Consider the following 14,879-nt stretch of genomic DNA (forward strand, 5'->3'; position numbering starts at 1 on the left):
CTCACACGAGCCCCGACATGACTGATTACAATGCGCCCTTGCGCGACATGCGCTTCGTCCTGCACGAGGTGTTCGACGCCCCGGCCCTGTGGGCACGGCTGCCCGCGCTGGCCGAGCGTGTCGATGCCGACACCGCCGACGCCATCCTCGAAGAAGCGGCAAAGATCACCGGCCAGTTGATCGCCCCGCTCAGCCGTAACGGCGATGAACAAGGCGTGCGCTTCGACGATGGCCAAGTCACCACCCCCGACGGCTTCCGCCAGGCCTGGCAGACCTACCGCGAAGGCGGCTGGGTCGGCCTGGGCGGCAATCCTGAACACGGCGGCATGGGCATGCCGAAGATGCTCGCCGTGCTGTTCGAAGAGATGCTCTATGCCGCCGACTGCAGTTTCAGCCTGTACTCGGCACTGAGCGCCGGCAGTTGCCTGGCGATCGACGCCCACGCCAGCGACGACCTCAAGGCCACCTACCTGCCGCCGCTGTACAGCGGCCTATGGGCCGGCAGCATGTGCCTGACCGAGCCCCACGCCGGGACCGACCTGGGGCTGATCCGCACCCGCGCCGAACCCCAGACCGACGGCACCTACCAGGTCAGCGGCAGCAAGATCTTCATCACCGGCGGCGAGCAGGATCTGACCGAAAACATCATCCACCTGGTTCTGGCCAGGCTGCCGGATGCTCCGGCGGGACCCAAGGGCATCTCGCTGTTGCTGGTCCCCAAATTCCTGCTCAACGCGGACGGCTCGCTCGGTGCGCGCAATGCCGTGCAGTGCGGCTCGATCGAACACAAGATGGGCATCAAGGCTTCGGCGACCTGCGTGATGAACTTCGACGGCGCCACCGGCTATCTGGTCGGCGAGCCCAACAAGGGCTTGGCGGCGATGTTCACGATGATGAACTACGAGCGCCTGTCCATCGGCATCCAGGGTATCGGGTGCGCCGAAGCCTCGTACCAGAGCGCCGCGCGCTATGCCAATGAACGTCTGCAAAGCCGTGCGGCCAGCGGCCCGCAGGCCAAGGACAAGATCGCCGACCCAATCATCCATCACGGCGATGTACGCCGCATGCTGCTGACCATGCGCGCCCTTACCGAAGGTGGACGGGCCTTTGCCACCTATGTGGGGCAGCAGCTGGATCTGTCCCGCTACGCCGAGGATGCCGGTGAGCGCGAAAGGGCCTTGCGCCTGGTGGCGCTCCTGACCCCCGTGGCCAAGGCATTTTTCACCGATAACGGCCTGGAAAGCTGCGTGTTGGGCCAGCAGGTCTTCGGCGGCCATGGCTATATCCGCGAATGGGGCCAGGAGCAACGCGTGCGGGATGTGCGCATCGCGCAGATCTACGAAGGTACCAACGGCATCCAGGCTTTGGACCTGCTCGGGCGCAAGGTGCTGGCCGATGGTGGCCAGGCACTGTCAGGTTTCGCGACCGAGGTGCGCGCGTTCTGCGTCGATGCGCCTGTGCACCGGGAGGCCTTGCAGGATGCCTTGGCACGCCTGGAGCGCACCAGCCAATGGCTGCGCGCCCAAGCGCCCGATGATGCCAACCTGGTCAGTGCCAGCGCCGTGGAATACCTGCACCTGTTCGGCCTCACCGCCTACGCCTACATGTGGGCGCGCATGGCCGCCGTGTCCCTGCGCAACACCGAACAGGACCCCGCCTTCCATGGGGCCAAGCTGTCCTGTGCGCAGTTCTTCTTCCAGCGCCTGCTACCCCGCACCCTGGCCCTGGAAGCCAGCATCAAGGCCGGCAGCGCAAGCCTGTACGGCATGACCCCCGAGCAGTTCTGACCCAGCCGGGGCGCCCTGCGCCCCCGCTTTGCTGGGCGGCACATCAGCGGATACGGACAAAAAAACCTGACAACTGATAGTCATTCGCCATTACCTCGGTTCTCGACCACCCCCTGTCGAGGGTAGAATGCCGCAAAACCGGGAGCCGCAATGAACCACGACCGCTTCAACCCAGACGATGCCCTTGCCGATGCCGCCGCGCACTGGTGCATGCGCTTGCATGCCGAAGACTGCACGCAGGCCGAGCGCGAGGCGTTCAATCGATGGCTGGCGGCTGACCCACGGCACCTGGAGGAATACCAGGCGATGCTGGAGATATGGGATACCGCCGAGCTGTTGCCACGCACTGCCACGGTGGTCGACTTCAATCCCGACGCCCGCCGGGCACCTCCCTCCCGCAACTGGCGCCCGCTGGCCTCGGCGGCGGCAATCGTCCTGCTGGCCCTGCCCTTGGCAGGCTGGGTCGGCTGGGAACAAGGCTGGCTGCCCAATCACTACCAGCATGTTCAAAGCACCGACCAGATGCGTCAGGTCACCCTCAGCGACGGCAGCGTGGTCGAGCTCAACCTGCACAGCGAACTGCGCTACCTGAACTACAAGGACCAACGCCAGGTCACGCTGCTCGAGGGCGAGGCGTTCTTCAAGGTCAAGCACGACACCAGCCATCCGTTCATCGTTCGCGCCGGCGCGGGTCAGACCCGGGTCACCGGAACTCAATTCAACGTCTGGAAGTATGAAGATCAGGTCAAGGTGACCCTGGTGGAGGGTTCGGTGCTGGTCAGCAGCAACGGCAAAGGTGGTGGCTATCGACTCGGCCCTGGCATGCAGGCCAGCTACCGGGCCGGCGACTTCGAGCCGGCGCTGGCCGAAACTGACGACTCGGGCAACAGCCTGGCCTGGCGTAACGGCAAGCTGGTCCTGGACAACCTGAGCCTCGCCCAGGCCCTACCGGTGATCAACCGTTATCTGGACAAACCCCTGCAACTGGCAGACGACAGCACCGGCGCGATCCGCGTCAGCGGCGTATACAGCACCCATGATGTGGAGCAGTTGGTGGACAACCTGCCCAAGGTACTGCCGATCTACCTCACCCGCAGCAAGGACGGCAGCACCGTCCTCAACCGTATTTCCCCACCGCCCGGACGCGGCTGATAACGGGCACGGCGAGCCGCCAGACATTACAGGGGGCTGCTGCGCCGCCCTTCGCGGGTAAACCCGCTCCCCCAGGGACCCCGCCGGCCCCAAGCCACGATGGGCTGCACAGCAGCCCCGGTCTTTCAGAGCACCATCGCCGCCAGCCAGCCAAAGGCCAGCAACGGCAGGTTGTAATGAATGAAGGTCGGCACCACCGTGTCCCAGATATGGTGATGCTGGCCATCCACATTGAGCCCCGAGGTCGGGCCCAAGGTCGAGTCCGACGCGGGTGAGCCGGCATCGCCCAGTGCACCAGCGGTGCCGACGATGCACACCGTGGCGACGGGATCGAAGCCCAGCTGTACGCACAGCGGCACGAAGATCGCCGCCAGGATCGGCACCGTAGAGAACGACGAGCCGATGCCCATGGTCACCAGCAGCCCTACCAACAGCATGAGCAAGGCGCCGATGCCCTTGCTGTGATCGATCCACTGCGCCGAGGTCTCCACCAGGCTCTTCACTTCACCGGTGGCCTTCATCACCTCGGCAAAGCCCGAAGCGGCAATCATGATGAAGCCAATCATGGCCATCATCTTCATGCCCTCGGTGAACAGATCGTCGGTGTCCTTCCAGCGCACGATGCCCGACAGCGAGAAAATCAAAAAGCCCACCATCGCCCCGATGATCATCGAGTCCAGCCACAGCTGGATGATGAAGGCCGCCGCGATGGCCGCACCTGCTACCAGCAGGGTCAAGGGGTTGTAACTGACGCTGACCTGCTCGACCTCCTCGATGCGCCCAAGGTCATAGTCGCGCTTCTTGCGGTAGCTGAAGCACACGGCCAGCAACAACCCGGCCAGCATGCCGGCGGCCGGGATGGCCATGGCATGGGTGACATTGACTCCACTGACATCCACCCCCGCGCGGCTGACGTTGGCCAGCAGGATCTCGTTGAGGAAGATGTTGCCAAAGCCCACCGGCAGGAACATGTACGGGGTGATCAGGCCGAAGGTGATCACGCAGGCGATCAACCGGCGGTCGATGCGCAGGCGTGTCAGCACGTACAAAAGCGGCGGCACCAGCAGCGGGATGAAGGCGATATGGATGGGCAGGATGTTCTGCGACGAGATCGCCACCACCAGCATCAGGCCGATCAGCAGCCATTTGAGACCACTGGCGTTGCCATGGCCCTGACGGTCGACCATCGCCAGCGCGCGATCGGCCAGGGCGTGGGCCAGGCCGGATTTGGCGATGGCCACGGCGAAGGCGCCGAGCAGCGCGTAGGACAGCGCCACCGTGGCACCGCCGCCCAGGCCACTGTTGAAGGCCTTGAGCGTGCCTTCGGTGCCCAGGCCGCCAACCAGGCCACCGGTCAGGGCGCCGATGATCAGGGCGATGACCACATGCACGCGGGACAGGCTCAGGATCAGCATGATACCGACCGCGGCAATGACAGCATTCATTGTGTGGATTACCTCGTTACGACAGACAAAAAGCGAGCGCGCCGGCGACAGGCTGCCTGCAGGCAGTGGCCGGGCCAGGGGATATTGTTATGAAGGGCGCACACTCTGAAGCACGCCCAGGCGCTTGTCAAAGCGCTCAAGGTCGCGACCTACGACAAACGCCTCGGGCAATACGACTTTTTTATTGAACGCTTGAATAAAGAAAGCTTTCCCGACGCCGACACAGAAGGCAGCCCCCCGATTTATCACAAGGGATTCACCCCAAATGCCTCTGCGACAACTCTCCATCCAGTGGAAGATCACCCTGCTGGCCGGCCTTTGCCTGGCGACCATCGTCACCGTGCTGATCGGCCTTTCGCTGTACCGCATGGACCACAGCTCTGACCTGGTCAAGGCCAGCAGCATGCAGATGCTCACCGAGTCGGCCCAGGCGCGCATCGAGTCGCAAGGCGAGGTCCAGGCCTTGAACATCCGCCGCCAGTTCATGGACGCCTACCAGTACGGCGCAGGCTTTGCCCGCCAGGTGCTGTTCCTGCGCGAACAGGCCGAAAAGCGTTTTCTGGACGCCTATGACCTGCGCGAGGACATGACCCGTCAGGTGCGCGCCGCGCTCCAGGCCAACCCCGACCTGCTGGGCCTGTCGCTGGTGTTCGAACACGACGCCCTCGATGGCAAGGACAAACTGTTCACCGGCCAGGCCGAGCTGGGCAGCAACGAAACCGGTCGTTTCGCCCTGTACTGGTCACAACCGCGTGCCGGCCAGCTGACCTCCATGGCCCTGCCCGAGCAAGACATGGCCAACACCGAGATCGGCCCCAGTGGCGAACCGAACAATACCTGGTGGGTGTGCCCGCGCAGCACCGGCAAGGTCTGTGTGAGCGAGCCGTACTTCTACACCATCGAAGGCCAGCAGGTGCTGATGACCAGCATCGTGTTCCCACTGATCGTCGCCGACAAGGTGATCGCGACCCTGTCCATCGACATCAACCTCAACAGCCTGCAAGCCCTCAGCCAGGACGCCAGCCGCAACCTCTATGAAGGTCGCACCACCGTCGGCATCCTCAGCCCCGCAGGCCTGCTGGCCGGCTACAGTGCCGATGCCAGCAAGCTGGCCCATCGCTTCGATCAGGTCGACACCGCCCAAGGTGCGGACCTGGTGCGCAAGCTGCCCGAAGGCAAGCTGCAGATCCTGCGCAACGAACAACGCCTGAAAGTGTTGGCCGCCTTCGAGCCGATCCCTGGCGGCAAACCGTGGGGCGTACTGCTCGATGTACCGGAAAGCGCCCTGACAGGCCCGGCCGAAGCGCTCAAGCAAGAGCTCGACACCCTCAACACCAGTGGCACGCTGCTGGAACTGGGCCTGGGGCTGGCCGTGGCGATTGCCGGCCTGTTGCTGGTGTGGCTGATGGCCCGCGGTGTCACCCGGCCGATCCTGGGCGTGGCTGCCATGCTCAAGGACATCGCCAGCGGTGAAGGCGACCTGACACGTCGCCTGACCTACGACAAGCGCGATGAACTGGGCGAGCTGGCCGGCTGGTTCAATCGCTTCCTCGACAAACTGCAACCGACCATTGCCGACGTGAAAACCTCGGTTCAGGCTGCCCGAGGCACCGCCGACCAATCCGCGGCCATTGCCGCCGAGACCAGCTCGGGCATGGAGCAGCAGTATCGCCAGGTCGACCAGGTGGCCACCGCGTCCCACGAGATGAGCGCCACCGCCCAGGATGTCGCCCGCAGCGCCGCCCAGGCCGCCCAGGCCGCCCGCGACGCCGATCAGGCGACCCGCGAAGGCCTGGCGGTGATCGACCGCACCACCAACAGCATCGACGCCTTGGCCGCCGACATGAGCGGCGCCATGGCCCAGGTCCAGGGCCTTGCGCAGAACAGCGAGAAGATCGGCTCGGTGCTGGAGGTGATCCGCTCGATCGCCGAACAGACCAACCTGCTGGCCCTCAACGCCGCCATCGAGGCCGCCCGCGCCGGCGAGGCCGGGCGTGGTTTCGCCGTGGTCGCCGACGAAGTGCGCAACCTGGCTCGCCGCACCCAGGAATCGGTGGAGGAAACCCGCCAGGTGATCGAGGCCCTGCAGGCCGGCACCCAGGAGGTGGTCGGCGCCATGGACAACAGCCACCGCCAGGCCCAGGGCGGCGTCGAGCAGGTCGGCCAGGCGGTCACTGCCTTGCAGCGCATCGGCCAGGCCGTGACGGTGATCACCGACATGAACCTGCAGATCGCCTCGGCCGCCGAGGAGCAGAGCGCGGTAGCCGAAGAGATCAACAACAATGTCGCGACCATTCGCGACGTCACCGAGTCGCTGTCCGGCCAGGCCAACGAGTCGGCGCGGGTGAGCCAGTCGCTCAACGACCTGGCCAACCAGCAGCAGCGGTTGATGGACCAGTTCCGCGTCTGAACCGTCCAATGCCGGGGCCGCTCTGCGGCCCTTCGCGGCGGTTCGGCGCTCCGATTTACCCGCGAACACCGGCAAAGCCGGTGCCATCCCCTGTGGAGTCTGCTTCGTGAGTAAAACCGCGAAAAGGCGAGCCACAAGCCCTCGTAACCTCGTCGTCTACACTTGCCCGAACCCAAGGACCGGCAACCGACGAGGCGCCAATGAAGAGAATTCCAACGCTGCTGGCCGGCCTGCTGCTCGCCGTGGGCCTGGCCAGCACCGACAGCGCGGCCGCCGACGAGCGCGCGCCTATCCACTTCGGCGCCATTGGCTGGGAAAGCGGCGCACTGACCACCGAGATCCTGCGGTTGATCGTCGAGCACGGGTTTGGCTACCCCACCGACACCCTCCCCGGCAGTACCGTCAGCATGGAAGTGGCCCTGGCGCGCAATGACCTGCAGGTGATCGCCGAAGAGTGGGCCGGACGCAGCCCTGCCTGGGTCAAGGCCGAGCAGGCCGGCCAGGTGTTCGCCCTGGGCGACACCGTGAAAAATGCCGAAGAAGGCTGGTGGGTACCGGCCTATGTGATCAAAGGCGACCCGGCCCGCAACCTGAAGCCGCTGGCGCCGGAGCTGCGCAGCGTCGACGACCTCAAGCGCTACCCCCAGGTGTTTCGCGATCCAGAGACGCCGGAAAAGGGCCGCTTCCTCAACAGCCCCAGCGGCTGGACCTCCGAAACGGTCAACAGCCAGAAGCTCAAGGCCTATGGCCTGGACACGCTCTACAACAATTTCCGCAGTGGCTCAGGCGCCGCGCTGGACGCCGAAATCGGCTCGGCGATCCGCCGCGGCCAGCCGGTGCTGTTCTATTACTGGAGCCCTACGCCATTGATGGGCCGCTACGATCTGATCCGCCTCGAAGAACCACCGTTCGACGCAGCGGCCTGGGCCACCCTCACCGATGCGAGAAACCCGCACCCCAAAGGCAGCCGGTCATTGCCCGCCAAGCTGTCGATCGGGGTCTCGGCGTCATTTCGTGAGCACTACCCGGACCTGGTGGCAGTGTTCGAGAAAGTCGACCTGCCCATCGATCGGCTGAACAAAGCCCTGGCCCACATGAGCGAAACCCGCCAGCCGCCGCGTGACGCTGCCCTGATGTTCCTGCGGGACAACCCGACGGTCTGGAAGGCTTGGCTGCCCGCCGAGGCCGTCGCCAACGTCGAGGGTGCGCTGTGAGCGCAGGGTTTCCCGACGCCCTGCAATTCTCCTTCGCGGACTGGGTAAACCGCCTGGTCGATTGGCTAGTGCTGCACTATGGCGATCAGCTACGCAGCCTGTCCGACCACTTGCTGCGCGTGCTGGTGGGCCTGGAAAACCTGTTGCGTCTGCTGCCCTGGTGGCTGTTGCTCCTGCTGGTCGGCCTGCTCGCCTGGCACGCCAGCCGCAGCCTGATCCGGGCGCTGGTACTCAGTGCCCTGCTGGCGCTGATCGGTATGCTCGGTTTATGGGACAAGCTGCTGCAGACCCTGGCACTGGTGCTGGTCAGTACCGGTTTGTGTGTGCTGATCGGGGTACCGCTGGGGGTGCTCCTGGCGACCCGCCCCTTGGCGCGGCGCCTGGTATTGCCAGTGCTCGACGTGATGCAGACCCTGCCGGCGTTCGTGTACCTGATCCCGGTGCTGATGCTGTTCGGCCTGGGCAAGGTCCCGGCCGTGTTCGCCACCCTGGTCTATGCCTTGCCGCCGCTGGTGCGCCTGACCGAGCTGGGCCTGGCCCAGATCGACCCGTCATTGCTGCAGGCAGCCCACGGGCTAGGCGCCAGCCGCTGGCAACGGCTGCGCCGCATCGCCCTGCCCCTGGCGCTGCCGAGCATCATGGCCGGGCTCAACCAATCGGTGATGATGGCCTTGTCGATGGTGGTGGTGGCCTCGATGATCGGCGCCCGCGGCCTGGGCGAGGATGTGCTGGCCGGGATCCAGACGCTCAATGTCGGCCAGGGCGTGGAAGCGGGGCTTGCGATCGTCGCCCTGGCCATGGTCATCGACCGCATCAGCCAGGCCTATGGGCAGCCGCGGCGTTGAGCCTTGGGACCGCGTAGCGGCCCCAAGAAACGAAGCTCAACGCTTCATGCAGCGCTGATAACGCTCATCCACCCGCCCTGCAAACCATGCCGTGGTCAGTTTGCGGGTGATCTTCGGGCTCTTGAGCTCGATCCCCGGCAGCACCGCCCGTGGCAACGGTTTGCCCGCCTTGGCATCCGCCAGGGCGAACACGCCTTGATACAGGTCGGTGTCTTCGAACGCGAGGCTGTCGCCCTTCTCCAGCTGGCTACGGATCTGCGGGTTGCGCAGCCCGAGCTTGGCGCCGAGCTTGCGCGCCGCCTGCTCCGTGGTGCCTGGCATGATCGAGCCCGGTGCAATCAGGTCGCCATCGAGCGCCAGTGTCACCCCGCTCGCCCGACTCAGCGCAGCCTGGAATGCTGCATTGCGGCTGGCGTACCACCCGGCGTTGAAATCTGCGAAGCGATACAGCTGGCGCTGATAATGGCTGAGGTACCCCAGCAGATGGGCGATGCCAAAGTACAGCCCGCCGCGACGGGTGAATACTTCCTGGCGAATCGTACCCTCATAGTTGTAGGGGTAATCCTTGGCATGGCGTTCAGCGAAATCGATGCTGACCTGCATCGGCCCACCGGTCCTGACCGGATTCAGACCGCCCAGCAACGTACGCCCCAGCGGGAGACCGGCGATGAAGTCATCGAACAGCCCGCTCAGTTGCTTCTCGCTGCGTACCGCCATCAAGCGCTGCTGGTAGGTCTGGCCATTGCCCGACGGGGTCTTCAACGCCCCATCGACCAACAACTTGGGGATGTGCAGTCGCGCAGCACGCCGATCGATCTCTTCGCGGGCAATGCGGCCCAGGTTTGGCACCTGCGGGTCGGCATTGAACGTCGATTCCTGCTCGGTCACTGCCAATACCGCGCACAGATTGCTCTTGCTCGGATTGATGCGTTGGGCATTGAAGGCGGTCTGGATGTCCCGCGCCCAGCCCTCTCTGTCCTTGATCGATGCCGGCAGCAGGCGCTTGACCTGGGCCTGCACCTGGACCGGATCGGCCTCGGACACTTCAGGCGAAGTCGTACACCCTTGCAATACTCCCAGCACCACCAAGCCGAGTGCGGCCAGCCTGCCGCTCACCCGGGCCGTCAAGGCTGCTCGCCCACCAGGTAGGTCTTGCTCAGGTGGCGAAACAACGGATGGCCGGCACTGCCCATCAGCTCGAACAACACCATCTCACGGGTCACCACCTGCGCCCCGGCATCGCGCATGCGTGCCAGGCCCGCCGCCTTGCTGGCGAGGCTGCGGCTGTCGCAGGCATCCTCGACCACGAACACCTGCTTGCCCAGGGCCAGCAGGCCGAGCACAGTCTGCAACACGCAGACGTGGGTCTCCATACCGCAGACGATCACCTGCTCGCGCGCCATCAGGCTGGCCGGCAAACATTCGGCGGCCACGCAGGAGAAATGCTGTTTTTCCACGATCTGCGCCGCTGGCGATGCAGCCTTGAGTTCGGCCAGGGTCGGGCCAAGGCCCTTGGGGTACTGTTCGGAGATCACCGTCGGCAGTTCCAGCTCGGCGGTCGCCGCCAACAGCCAGCGAGCCCTGGCCCGGGTGCCTTCGGGGTCGCTCATGGCATTGATGAGTTTTTCCTGGATATCGACGACCAACAGCGTGGCCTTGCGAGGATCGATCAGCATTGTCAGCCCCTTGCCTGGGAAAGTGGGCAGCCCAGGGTGGGCTGCAAAGCCCACTAGGCTGGCCGAGGCAAACGGCGACGTCAATCAGGCGCAGCGTCGAAGGGGCGCCAGGGCCTGAGCCAAGACGCCAAGCACCCGGTCTTCGTGCTCGTGAATGAAGAAGTGGCCACCCGGGAAGACATTGAGGGTGAACGCCCCCTGCGTTTCCAGACCCCAGGCCTGCAATTGTTCCTGGCTCGCCCGGTCGTTCTCACCGCCCAACACATGCAGCGGGCAGCTCAAGGCCGGACGCTGGCGGTAGGCATAGCGCCCGCAGAGCAGAAAATCCGCACGCAGGATCGGCAAAGTCAGGCTCATCAGTTCCTGGTTGGCCAGCACCTCTTCCGGCGTGCCCTGCAGCTTGCGTAGCTCTGCGATCAGTTCATCATCGCGCCGCGGCTCGCGCCATTGCACACCGTCATAGTCCTCACGGCGGCTCGGCGCCGCGGTACCGCAGGCAAACAACGCAAGCGGCGGCGGGCAGCCCAAGGCCTGCAACTCATGGGCAAGCTCGAAGGCCAGCAACGCGCCCAGGCTATGGCCCAACAAGGCATAGGGCGCACTGGCCGAGGCGCGGTGCTCGACGGCCAGTTGCCGCGCCAAGGCCTGCATGTCGGTCTGCAACGGCTCGCCCAGACGCATGCCCCGGCCGGGCAGTTCCACTGGACACACCTGCAGCCAGATCGGCACCTTTCGGCGCCAACGGCTGTAGACCATGGCGCTGGCACCGGAGTACGGCAGGCACAGCAGATTCACTGCATTCACAGACGATGCCTCATTGAACCTGGGCTTGGGCCATCTTCTGGCGCAGGCTCAACGGCCGCATGTCGGTCCAGACCTCATCGATGTAGGCCAGGCAGTCTTTCTTAAGGCCACTCTTGCCTGCCGCGCGCCAGCCGTTGGGGATCGCCTTGTAGTCAGGCCAGATGGAGTATTGCTCTTCGTGGTTGACCACTACCTGGAACACGATATCGTCGCGATCGAATACGGACGTCATTGCCTGTCTCCTTGAATGATTGAGGCCGCTACGCGGGGCGCAGGGCGGCTTCCCTTGAAACGAAGGACTCTCAGCGAAAATTAGTCGCCGTCGATCCTTTGCAAGCGGCACAGACAATGGCATAACTCCAGATTCCCCCGGCAGAGCCCCACTGCGGAGATTCCCCATGCTCGGCGTAACCGACTACGGTGCATTCGTTATTGCGTTTCTCATCCTCCTGGCCATTCCCGGGCCCGGCAACTTCGCGCTGATCACCGCCACCAGCAAGGGCGGCATCAAGGGCGGGCTGGCTGCGACCGTGGGCGTGATCCTGGGTGATCAGGTCTTGATGTGGTTGGCGGTGGCCGGCGTCGCCACGCTGCTGGCGGCCTACCCGGCGGCCTTTCATGTGGTGCAGTGGGCAGGGGCGGCCTATCTGGCCTGGCTGGGCCTGCGCATGGTGCTGAGCAAACCGGGGACCGCTGCGCGCGAAAGCCGCATGGCCAGCGGGCACTATCTGCGCCAGACCATGATGATCACCCTGCTCAATCCCAAAGCGATCATGTTCTACATGGCGTTCTTCCCATTGTTCGTCGACCCGGTGCGCCATCAAGGCGTGGTGACCTTTGCCTTCATGGCGGTGACCGTGGCCGGGTTGACCTTCCTGTACGGCCTGATCGCCGTGTTGTTGACCCACCACCTGGCCGAACGCATGCGCGCCAATCCACGGGTGTCCAACCTGCTGGAGCGCCTGGCCGGCGCGTGCCTGGTGGGGTTCGGGATCAAGCTGGCGGCGATGCGCTGAGGGTCAAGCGTCGCGCAACAGGTCGTGGGCATCGAGCAGGCGGAAGGCCACCTGCGGGTTGCGCTCCAGGCCTCGTCGGATGGCGGCCGGAATGGCCTGGCGGGTCTTGCGGCACAGGCCGGGCTGCTCTTCCAGCTCGATGCTGATGCCACGCATGGTGCGAACCTCGTTGTAGCCAGGGGCGATACGCACACGGATCCCCAGTTGCTCGTACAGACGCACCTGCAGACGCTCGAGATCATCCAGATCCTTGAGGTGCTCCAGGCGCTCTAGCAGGCGCTTTTCTTCCTGGCGGGTCAGCAGCAGGATCCGCTGGGCCTGGGGCGGACCTTCGTGCAGCCGCTCGCGCCCGCAATCGCAGAGTGCCGGTGGGCAGGGTTGTCGAAGTGGGCGCTCGTCGAAGGTCATGGAGCAAGCATAGATCTTTCCCTGTCCAACTTCATGAGCACCTTGCGATTGGCTTCTTGCATCGACCACCGCACTTTTCGCGCAGGCAGGGGTCTACCCCCTCTTTTGCCGTCTGCAATCGATTGCCGGCCGTTTTTTCGCCATGCACAAAGCGGGGCCAAACGCCGTGTGCTTGTGTAGGATGGGCAGCTAGGCGCTGCCAGTCATAGGGAGATTTTCATGCGCGTCCTGTCATCCGTTGCCCGCTTTGCCGCCCTGACGCTGGGCCTTGTTGCCTCGATCAGCGCCTTGGCCTTTACCGGTGAAGAAGGACAACTGATCGAGTCGATCAATGCCTACCGCAGCCAGGCCCAGCGCTGTGGTGGCGAAGCCTCGCTGGAGCTGCCACCGCTCAACAGCGACACCCGCCTTGCCCTTTCGCCGGAGGGCACCCGCGACCTGCAACAGGCCATGAGCCGCGCCGCCTACCCCATGGTCAATGTCCAGGCCATCAGCCTGTCCGGCCCACGCGATGCCCGGGCGGCGATGAACGCCATCGAAGAAAGCTTCTGCCAGGTGGTGCTCGACCCACAATTCGTCGATATCGGTGTCAGCCAGGAAGGCCGGGACTGGCGCATCGTCCTGGCCCGCCCTCTGCTCAGCGGACGCCTGGGTGACTGGCAGGCCGAAGGCCAGAAACTGCTGCAAGCGATCAACACCGCGCGCAAGGCGCCGCGCCAATGCGGTGGGCAACCCTTTGCCGCAGCCCCGGCGCTGAGCTGGAACAACACCCTGGCCGGTGTCGCTGCCAACCACACCCGAGCCATGGCCAACCAGAACTTCTTCGACCATATCGACCGCGATGGCCGCACCCCTGGCGACCGGGCAGAACTGGCCGGCTACCTGTACCGGCAGATCGGTGAGAACATCGCCGCGGGCCGTGACACGGCAAACAAAGTAGTCGACGGCTGGCTCGCCAGCCCCGGCCACTGTGCCACCCTAATGAACCCCGACTTCACCGAGCTGGGCGCGGCCTATGCGGTGGACCCCAAGAGCGACGCGGGGATCTACTGGACCGGGTTGTTCGGTTCGCCGCAATGATTGCCGTGGGTGTGTTTGCAACGCTGGGGGAGACTCACTCCCCTAGCCTTCCCGAGGCGCGCAGCGCCAACGCCGTACAGCCAAACCTGCGCCGTACGCATTTGCCCAAGTAACTGACATCCCCCAACCCGACTTCGTCGGCGATCTGCGCCAAGCCGTGGCTTGAGTTGAGCAACCGCCAGCGCGCCTGCTGCAGGCGCATCTCGAGCCACCAGGCCTTGGCACTCATGCCATGGCTGGCCTGAAATTGGCGGTCCAGCTGACGCCGGCTGATCCCCAGCTCCACCGCCAGTTGTTCAAGCGTCAGACGCGACCCCAGGTGATGACGCATCAACGCGGTCGCCCGTTGCACCGCACGTCCCTGGCCTGGTCCCTGTTCCAGCGAGCGCAAGGCGTGGCGGCTGTCACGGGTCTCGTCCACGAGCATGTCAGCCAAGCCCTTGAGTGCCCGCGCCCGGCCACAGGCGCGCGACAACAGCGCCACCGCCAGGTCGATGGCCGCCGTTCCCCCGGCGCAGGAGATCCGCGCACCATCGATACAAAACAGCTGCTCGCGCAGCACCTGCACAGAGGGAAACGACGCGCGAAACTCTGCCTCGTGCCGCCAATGCACCACCACCTTGTGCCCCTCGAGCAAACCGCAGGCCGCCAGCAGAAACACCGCATTGTCGACGCACACCAGCTTCACCCCCGCCCGAGCAGCGCGCTTGAGCAGGGCTTGGTAGCGCGGCGCCAGTGCTGCCGTGGCCGCGGCACTGCGCCCGCCGAACAGCACCAGATAGTCATGGCCCTTGAAATCCACCGATTGCGCCGTGGCCTGTACCTGAACCACAGCGCCACTGCTCGAGGGCACGGGATCGGCGGTCAAGCCGAGCAATGTCCAGCTGCAATAGCGTTGGCGACTGTAGTCTTCGTCGTCGGCGCTAAAGCGCAGCTTGTCGAGGAAGGCACCGAACGGCAGCAAGGCAAATTCCGGCAAGGGCACGATCAACAGGCGGATGTCAGGGGTCATGCAAGGCGCGTCCATAAATAACCGCAGGAT

General features: G+C 64.9%; 14 protein-coding genes and 1 pseudogene. 8 read left to right on the forward strand and 7 right to left on the reverse strand.

Going from position 1 to position 14,879, the window contains the following annotated elements:
* The first annotated feature begins 17 nt into the window (after positions 1–17).
* Both ACNFCH_RS23610 and ACNFCH_RS23615 read left to right on the forward strand, forming a co-directional pair.
* Complete coding sequence (locus ACNFCH_RS23610) at positions 18–1,787, forward strand: acyl-CoA dehydrogenase C-terminal domain-containing protein (protein WP_416744114.1); 1,770 nt, start codon at positions 18–20, stop codon at positions 1,785–1,787.
* A 150-nt stretch (positions 1,788–1,937) separates the two neighbouring features.
* Positions 1,938–2,939, forward strand: a complete 1,002-nt coding sequence (locus tag ACNFCH_RS23615; RefSeq protein ID WP_337158369.1) for a FecR family protein — start codon at positions 1,938–1,940, stop codon at positions 2,937–2,939.
* Between the two features lie 125 nt (positions 2,940–3,064).
* Here ACNFCH_RS23615 and ACNFCH_RS23620 read toward each other — a convergent pair whose 3' ends face one another.
* The gene (locus tag ACNFCH_RS23620) at positions 3,065–4,384 is read right to left on the reverse strand and encodes a Na+/H+ antiporter family protein (RefSeq protein ID WP_416744116.1); all 1,320 of its coding nucleotides are present in this window, start codon (positions 4,382–4,384) and stop codon (positions 3,065–3,067) included.
* Positions 4,385–4,970: 586 nt separating this feature from the next.
* On the opposite strand from ACNFCH_RS23620, the pseudogene ACNFCH_RS23625 reads away from it, so the two are divergent.
* From ACNFCH_RS23625 to ACNFCH_RS23640, 4 genes and pseudogenes are all read left to right on the forward strand, one after another.
* Positions 4,971–5,936, forward strand: a pseudogene (locus tag ACNFCH_RS23625) (HAMP domain-containing protein); the annotation flags it as partial.
* 102 nt (positions 5,937–6,038) lie between these two features.
* Positions 6,039–6,794, forward strand: coding sequence for a methyl-accepting chemotaxis protein (locus ACNFCH_RS23630; protein WP_416744141.1), 756 nt, complete (start codon positions 6,039–6,041; stop codon positions 6,792–6,794).
* Positions 6,795–6,994: 200 nt separating this feature from the next.
* Positions 6,995–8,008 carry an ABC transporter substrate-binding protein gene (locus ACNFCH_RS23635; RefSeq protein WP_416744118.1) on the forward strand — a complete coding sequence of 338 codons (1,014 nt, stop codon included), beginning with the start codon at positions 6,995–6,997 and terminating at the stop codon, positions 8,006–8,008.
* Complete coding sequence (locus tag ACNFCH_RS23640; protein WP_337158373.1) at positions 8,005–8,853, forward strand: ABC transporter permease; 849 nt, start codon at positions 8,005–8,007, stop codon at positions 8,851–8,853. Before ACNFCH_RS23635 ends, ACNFCH_RS23640 begins: the two co-directional genes overlap by 4 nt.
* Positions 8,854–8,889: 36 nt before the next feature.
* On the opposite strand, the gene ACNFCH_RS23645 is transcribed toward ACNFCH_RS23640, so the two are convergent.
* From ACNFCH_RS23645 to ACNFCH_RS23660, 4 genes are all read right to left on the reverse strand, one after another.
* Positions 8,890–9,969: a DUF1615 domain-containing protein gene (locus ACNFCH_RS23645; protein WP_416744121.1), complete on the reverse strand. Its 1,080-nt coding sequence runs from the start codon at positions 9,967–9,969 to the stop codon at positions 8,890–8,892.
* 8 nt (positions 9,970–9,977) lie between these two features.
* Positions 9,978–10,529, reverse strand: a complete 552-nt coding sequence (locus tag ACNFCH_RS23650) for a hydrolase (RefSeq protein WP_337158374.1) — start codon at positions 10,527–10,529, stop codon at positions 9,978–9,980.
* Positions 10,530–10,613: 84 nt separating this feature from the next.
* Positions 10,614–11,333: a thioesterase II family protein gene (locus tag ACNFCH_RS23655; RefSeq protein ID WP_416744123.1), complete on the reverse strand. Its 720-nt coding sequence runs from the start codon at positions 11,331–11,333 to the stop codon at positions 10,614–10,616.
* A 10-nt stretch (positions 11,334–11,343) separates the two neighbouring features.
* A complete protein-coding gene (locus tag ACNFCH_RS23660; protein ID WP_337158376.1) occupies positions 11,344–11,565 on the reverse strand; it encodes an MbtH family protein in 222 nt (73 codons plus the stop codon).
* Between the two features lie 166 nt (positions 11,566–11,731).
* On the opposite strand from ACNFCH_RS23660, the gene ACNFCH_RS23665 reads away from it, so the two are divergent.
* Entirely contained in the window at positions 11,732–12,349 is a 618-nt protein-coding gene (locus tag ACNFCH_RS23665) for a LysE family transporter (RefSeq protein ID WP_416744126.1), read from the forward strand.
* Between the two features lie 3 nt (positions 12,350–12,352).
* Here the strand turns inward: ACNFCH_RS23665 and ACNFCH_RS23670 are convergent, their stop codons facing one another.
* A complete protein-coding gene (locus ACNFCH_RS23670; protein ID WP_070091193.1) occupies positions 12,353–12,757 on the reverse strand; it encodes a hypothetical protein in 405 nt (134 codons plus the stop codon).
* Between the two features lie 219 nt (positions 12,758–12,976).
* On the opposite strand from ACNFCH_RS23670, the gene ACNFCH_RS23675 reads away from it, so the two are divergent.
* Positions 12,977–13,837, forward strand: coding sequence for a CAP domain-containing protein (locus tag ACNFCH_RS23675; RefSeq protein WP_337158378.1), 861 nt, complete (start codon positions 12,977–12,979; stop codon positions 13,835–13,837).
* 34 nt (positions 13,838–13,871) lie between these two features.
* Here the strand turns inward: ACNFCH_RS23675 and ACNFCH_RS23680 are convergent, their stop codons facing one another.
* Positions 13,872–14,849, reverse strand: a complete 978-nt coding sequence (locus ACNFCH_RS23680) for a GlxA family transcriptional regulator (RefSeq protein ID WP_337158379.1) — start codon at positions 14,847–14,849, stop codon at positions 13,872–13,874.
* Positions 14,850–14,879 lie beyond the last annotated feature (30 nt).

This window comes from Pseudomonas sp. NY15354 (assembly GCF_048068075.1).
Taxonomy (GTDB): Bacteria; Pseudomonadota; Gammaproteobacteria; order Pseudomonadales; family Pseudomonadaceae; genus Aquipseudomonas; species Aquipseudomonas guariconensis_C.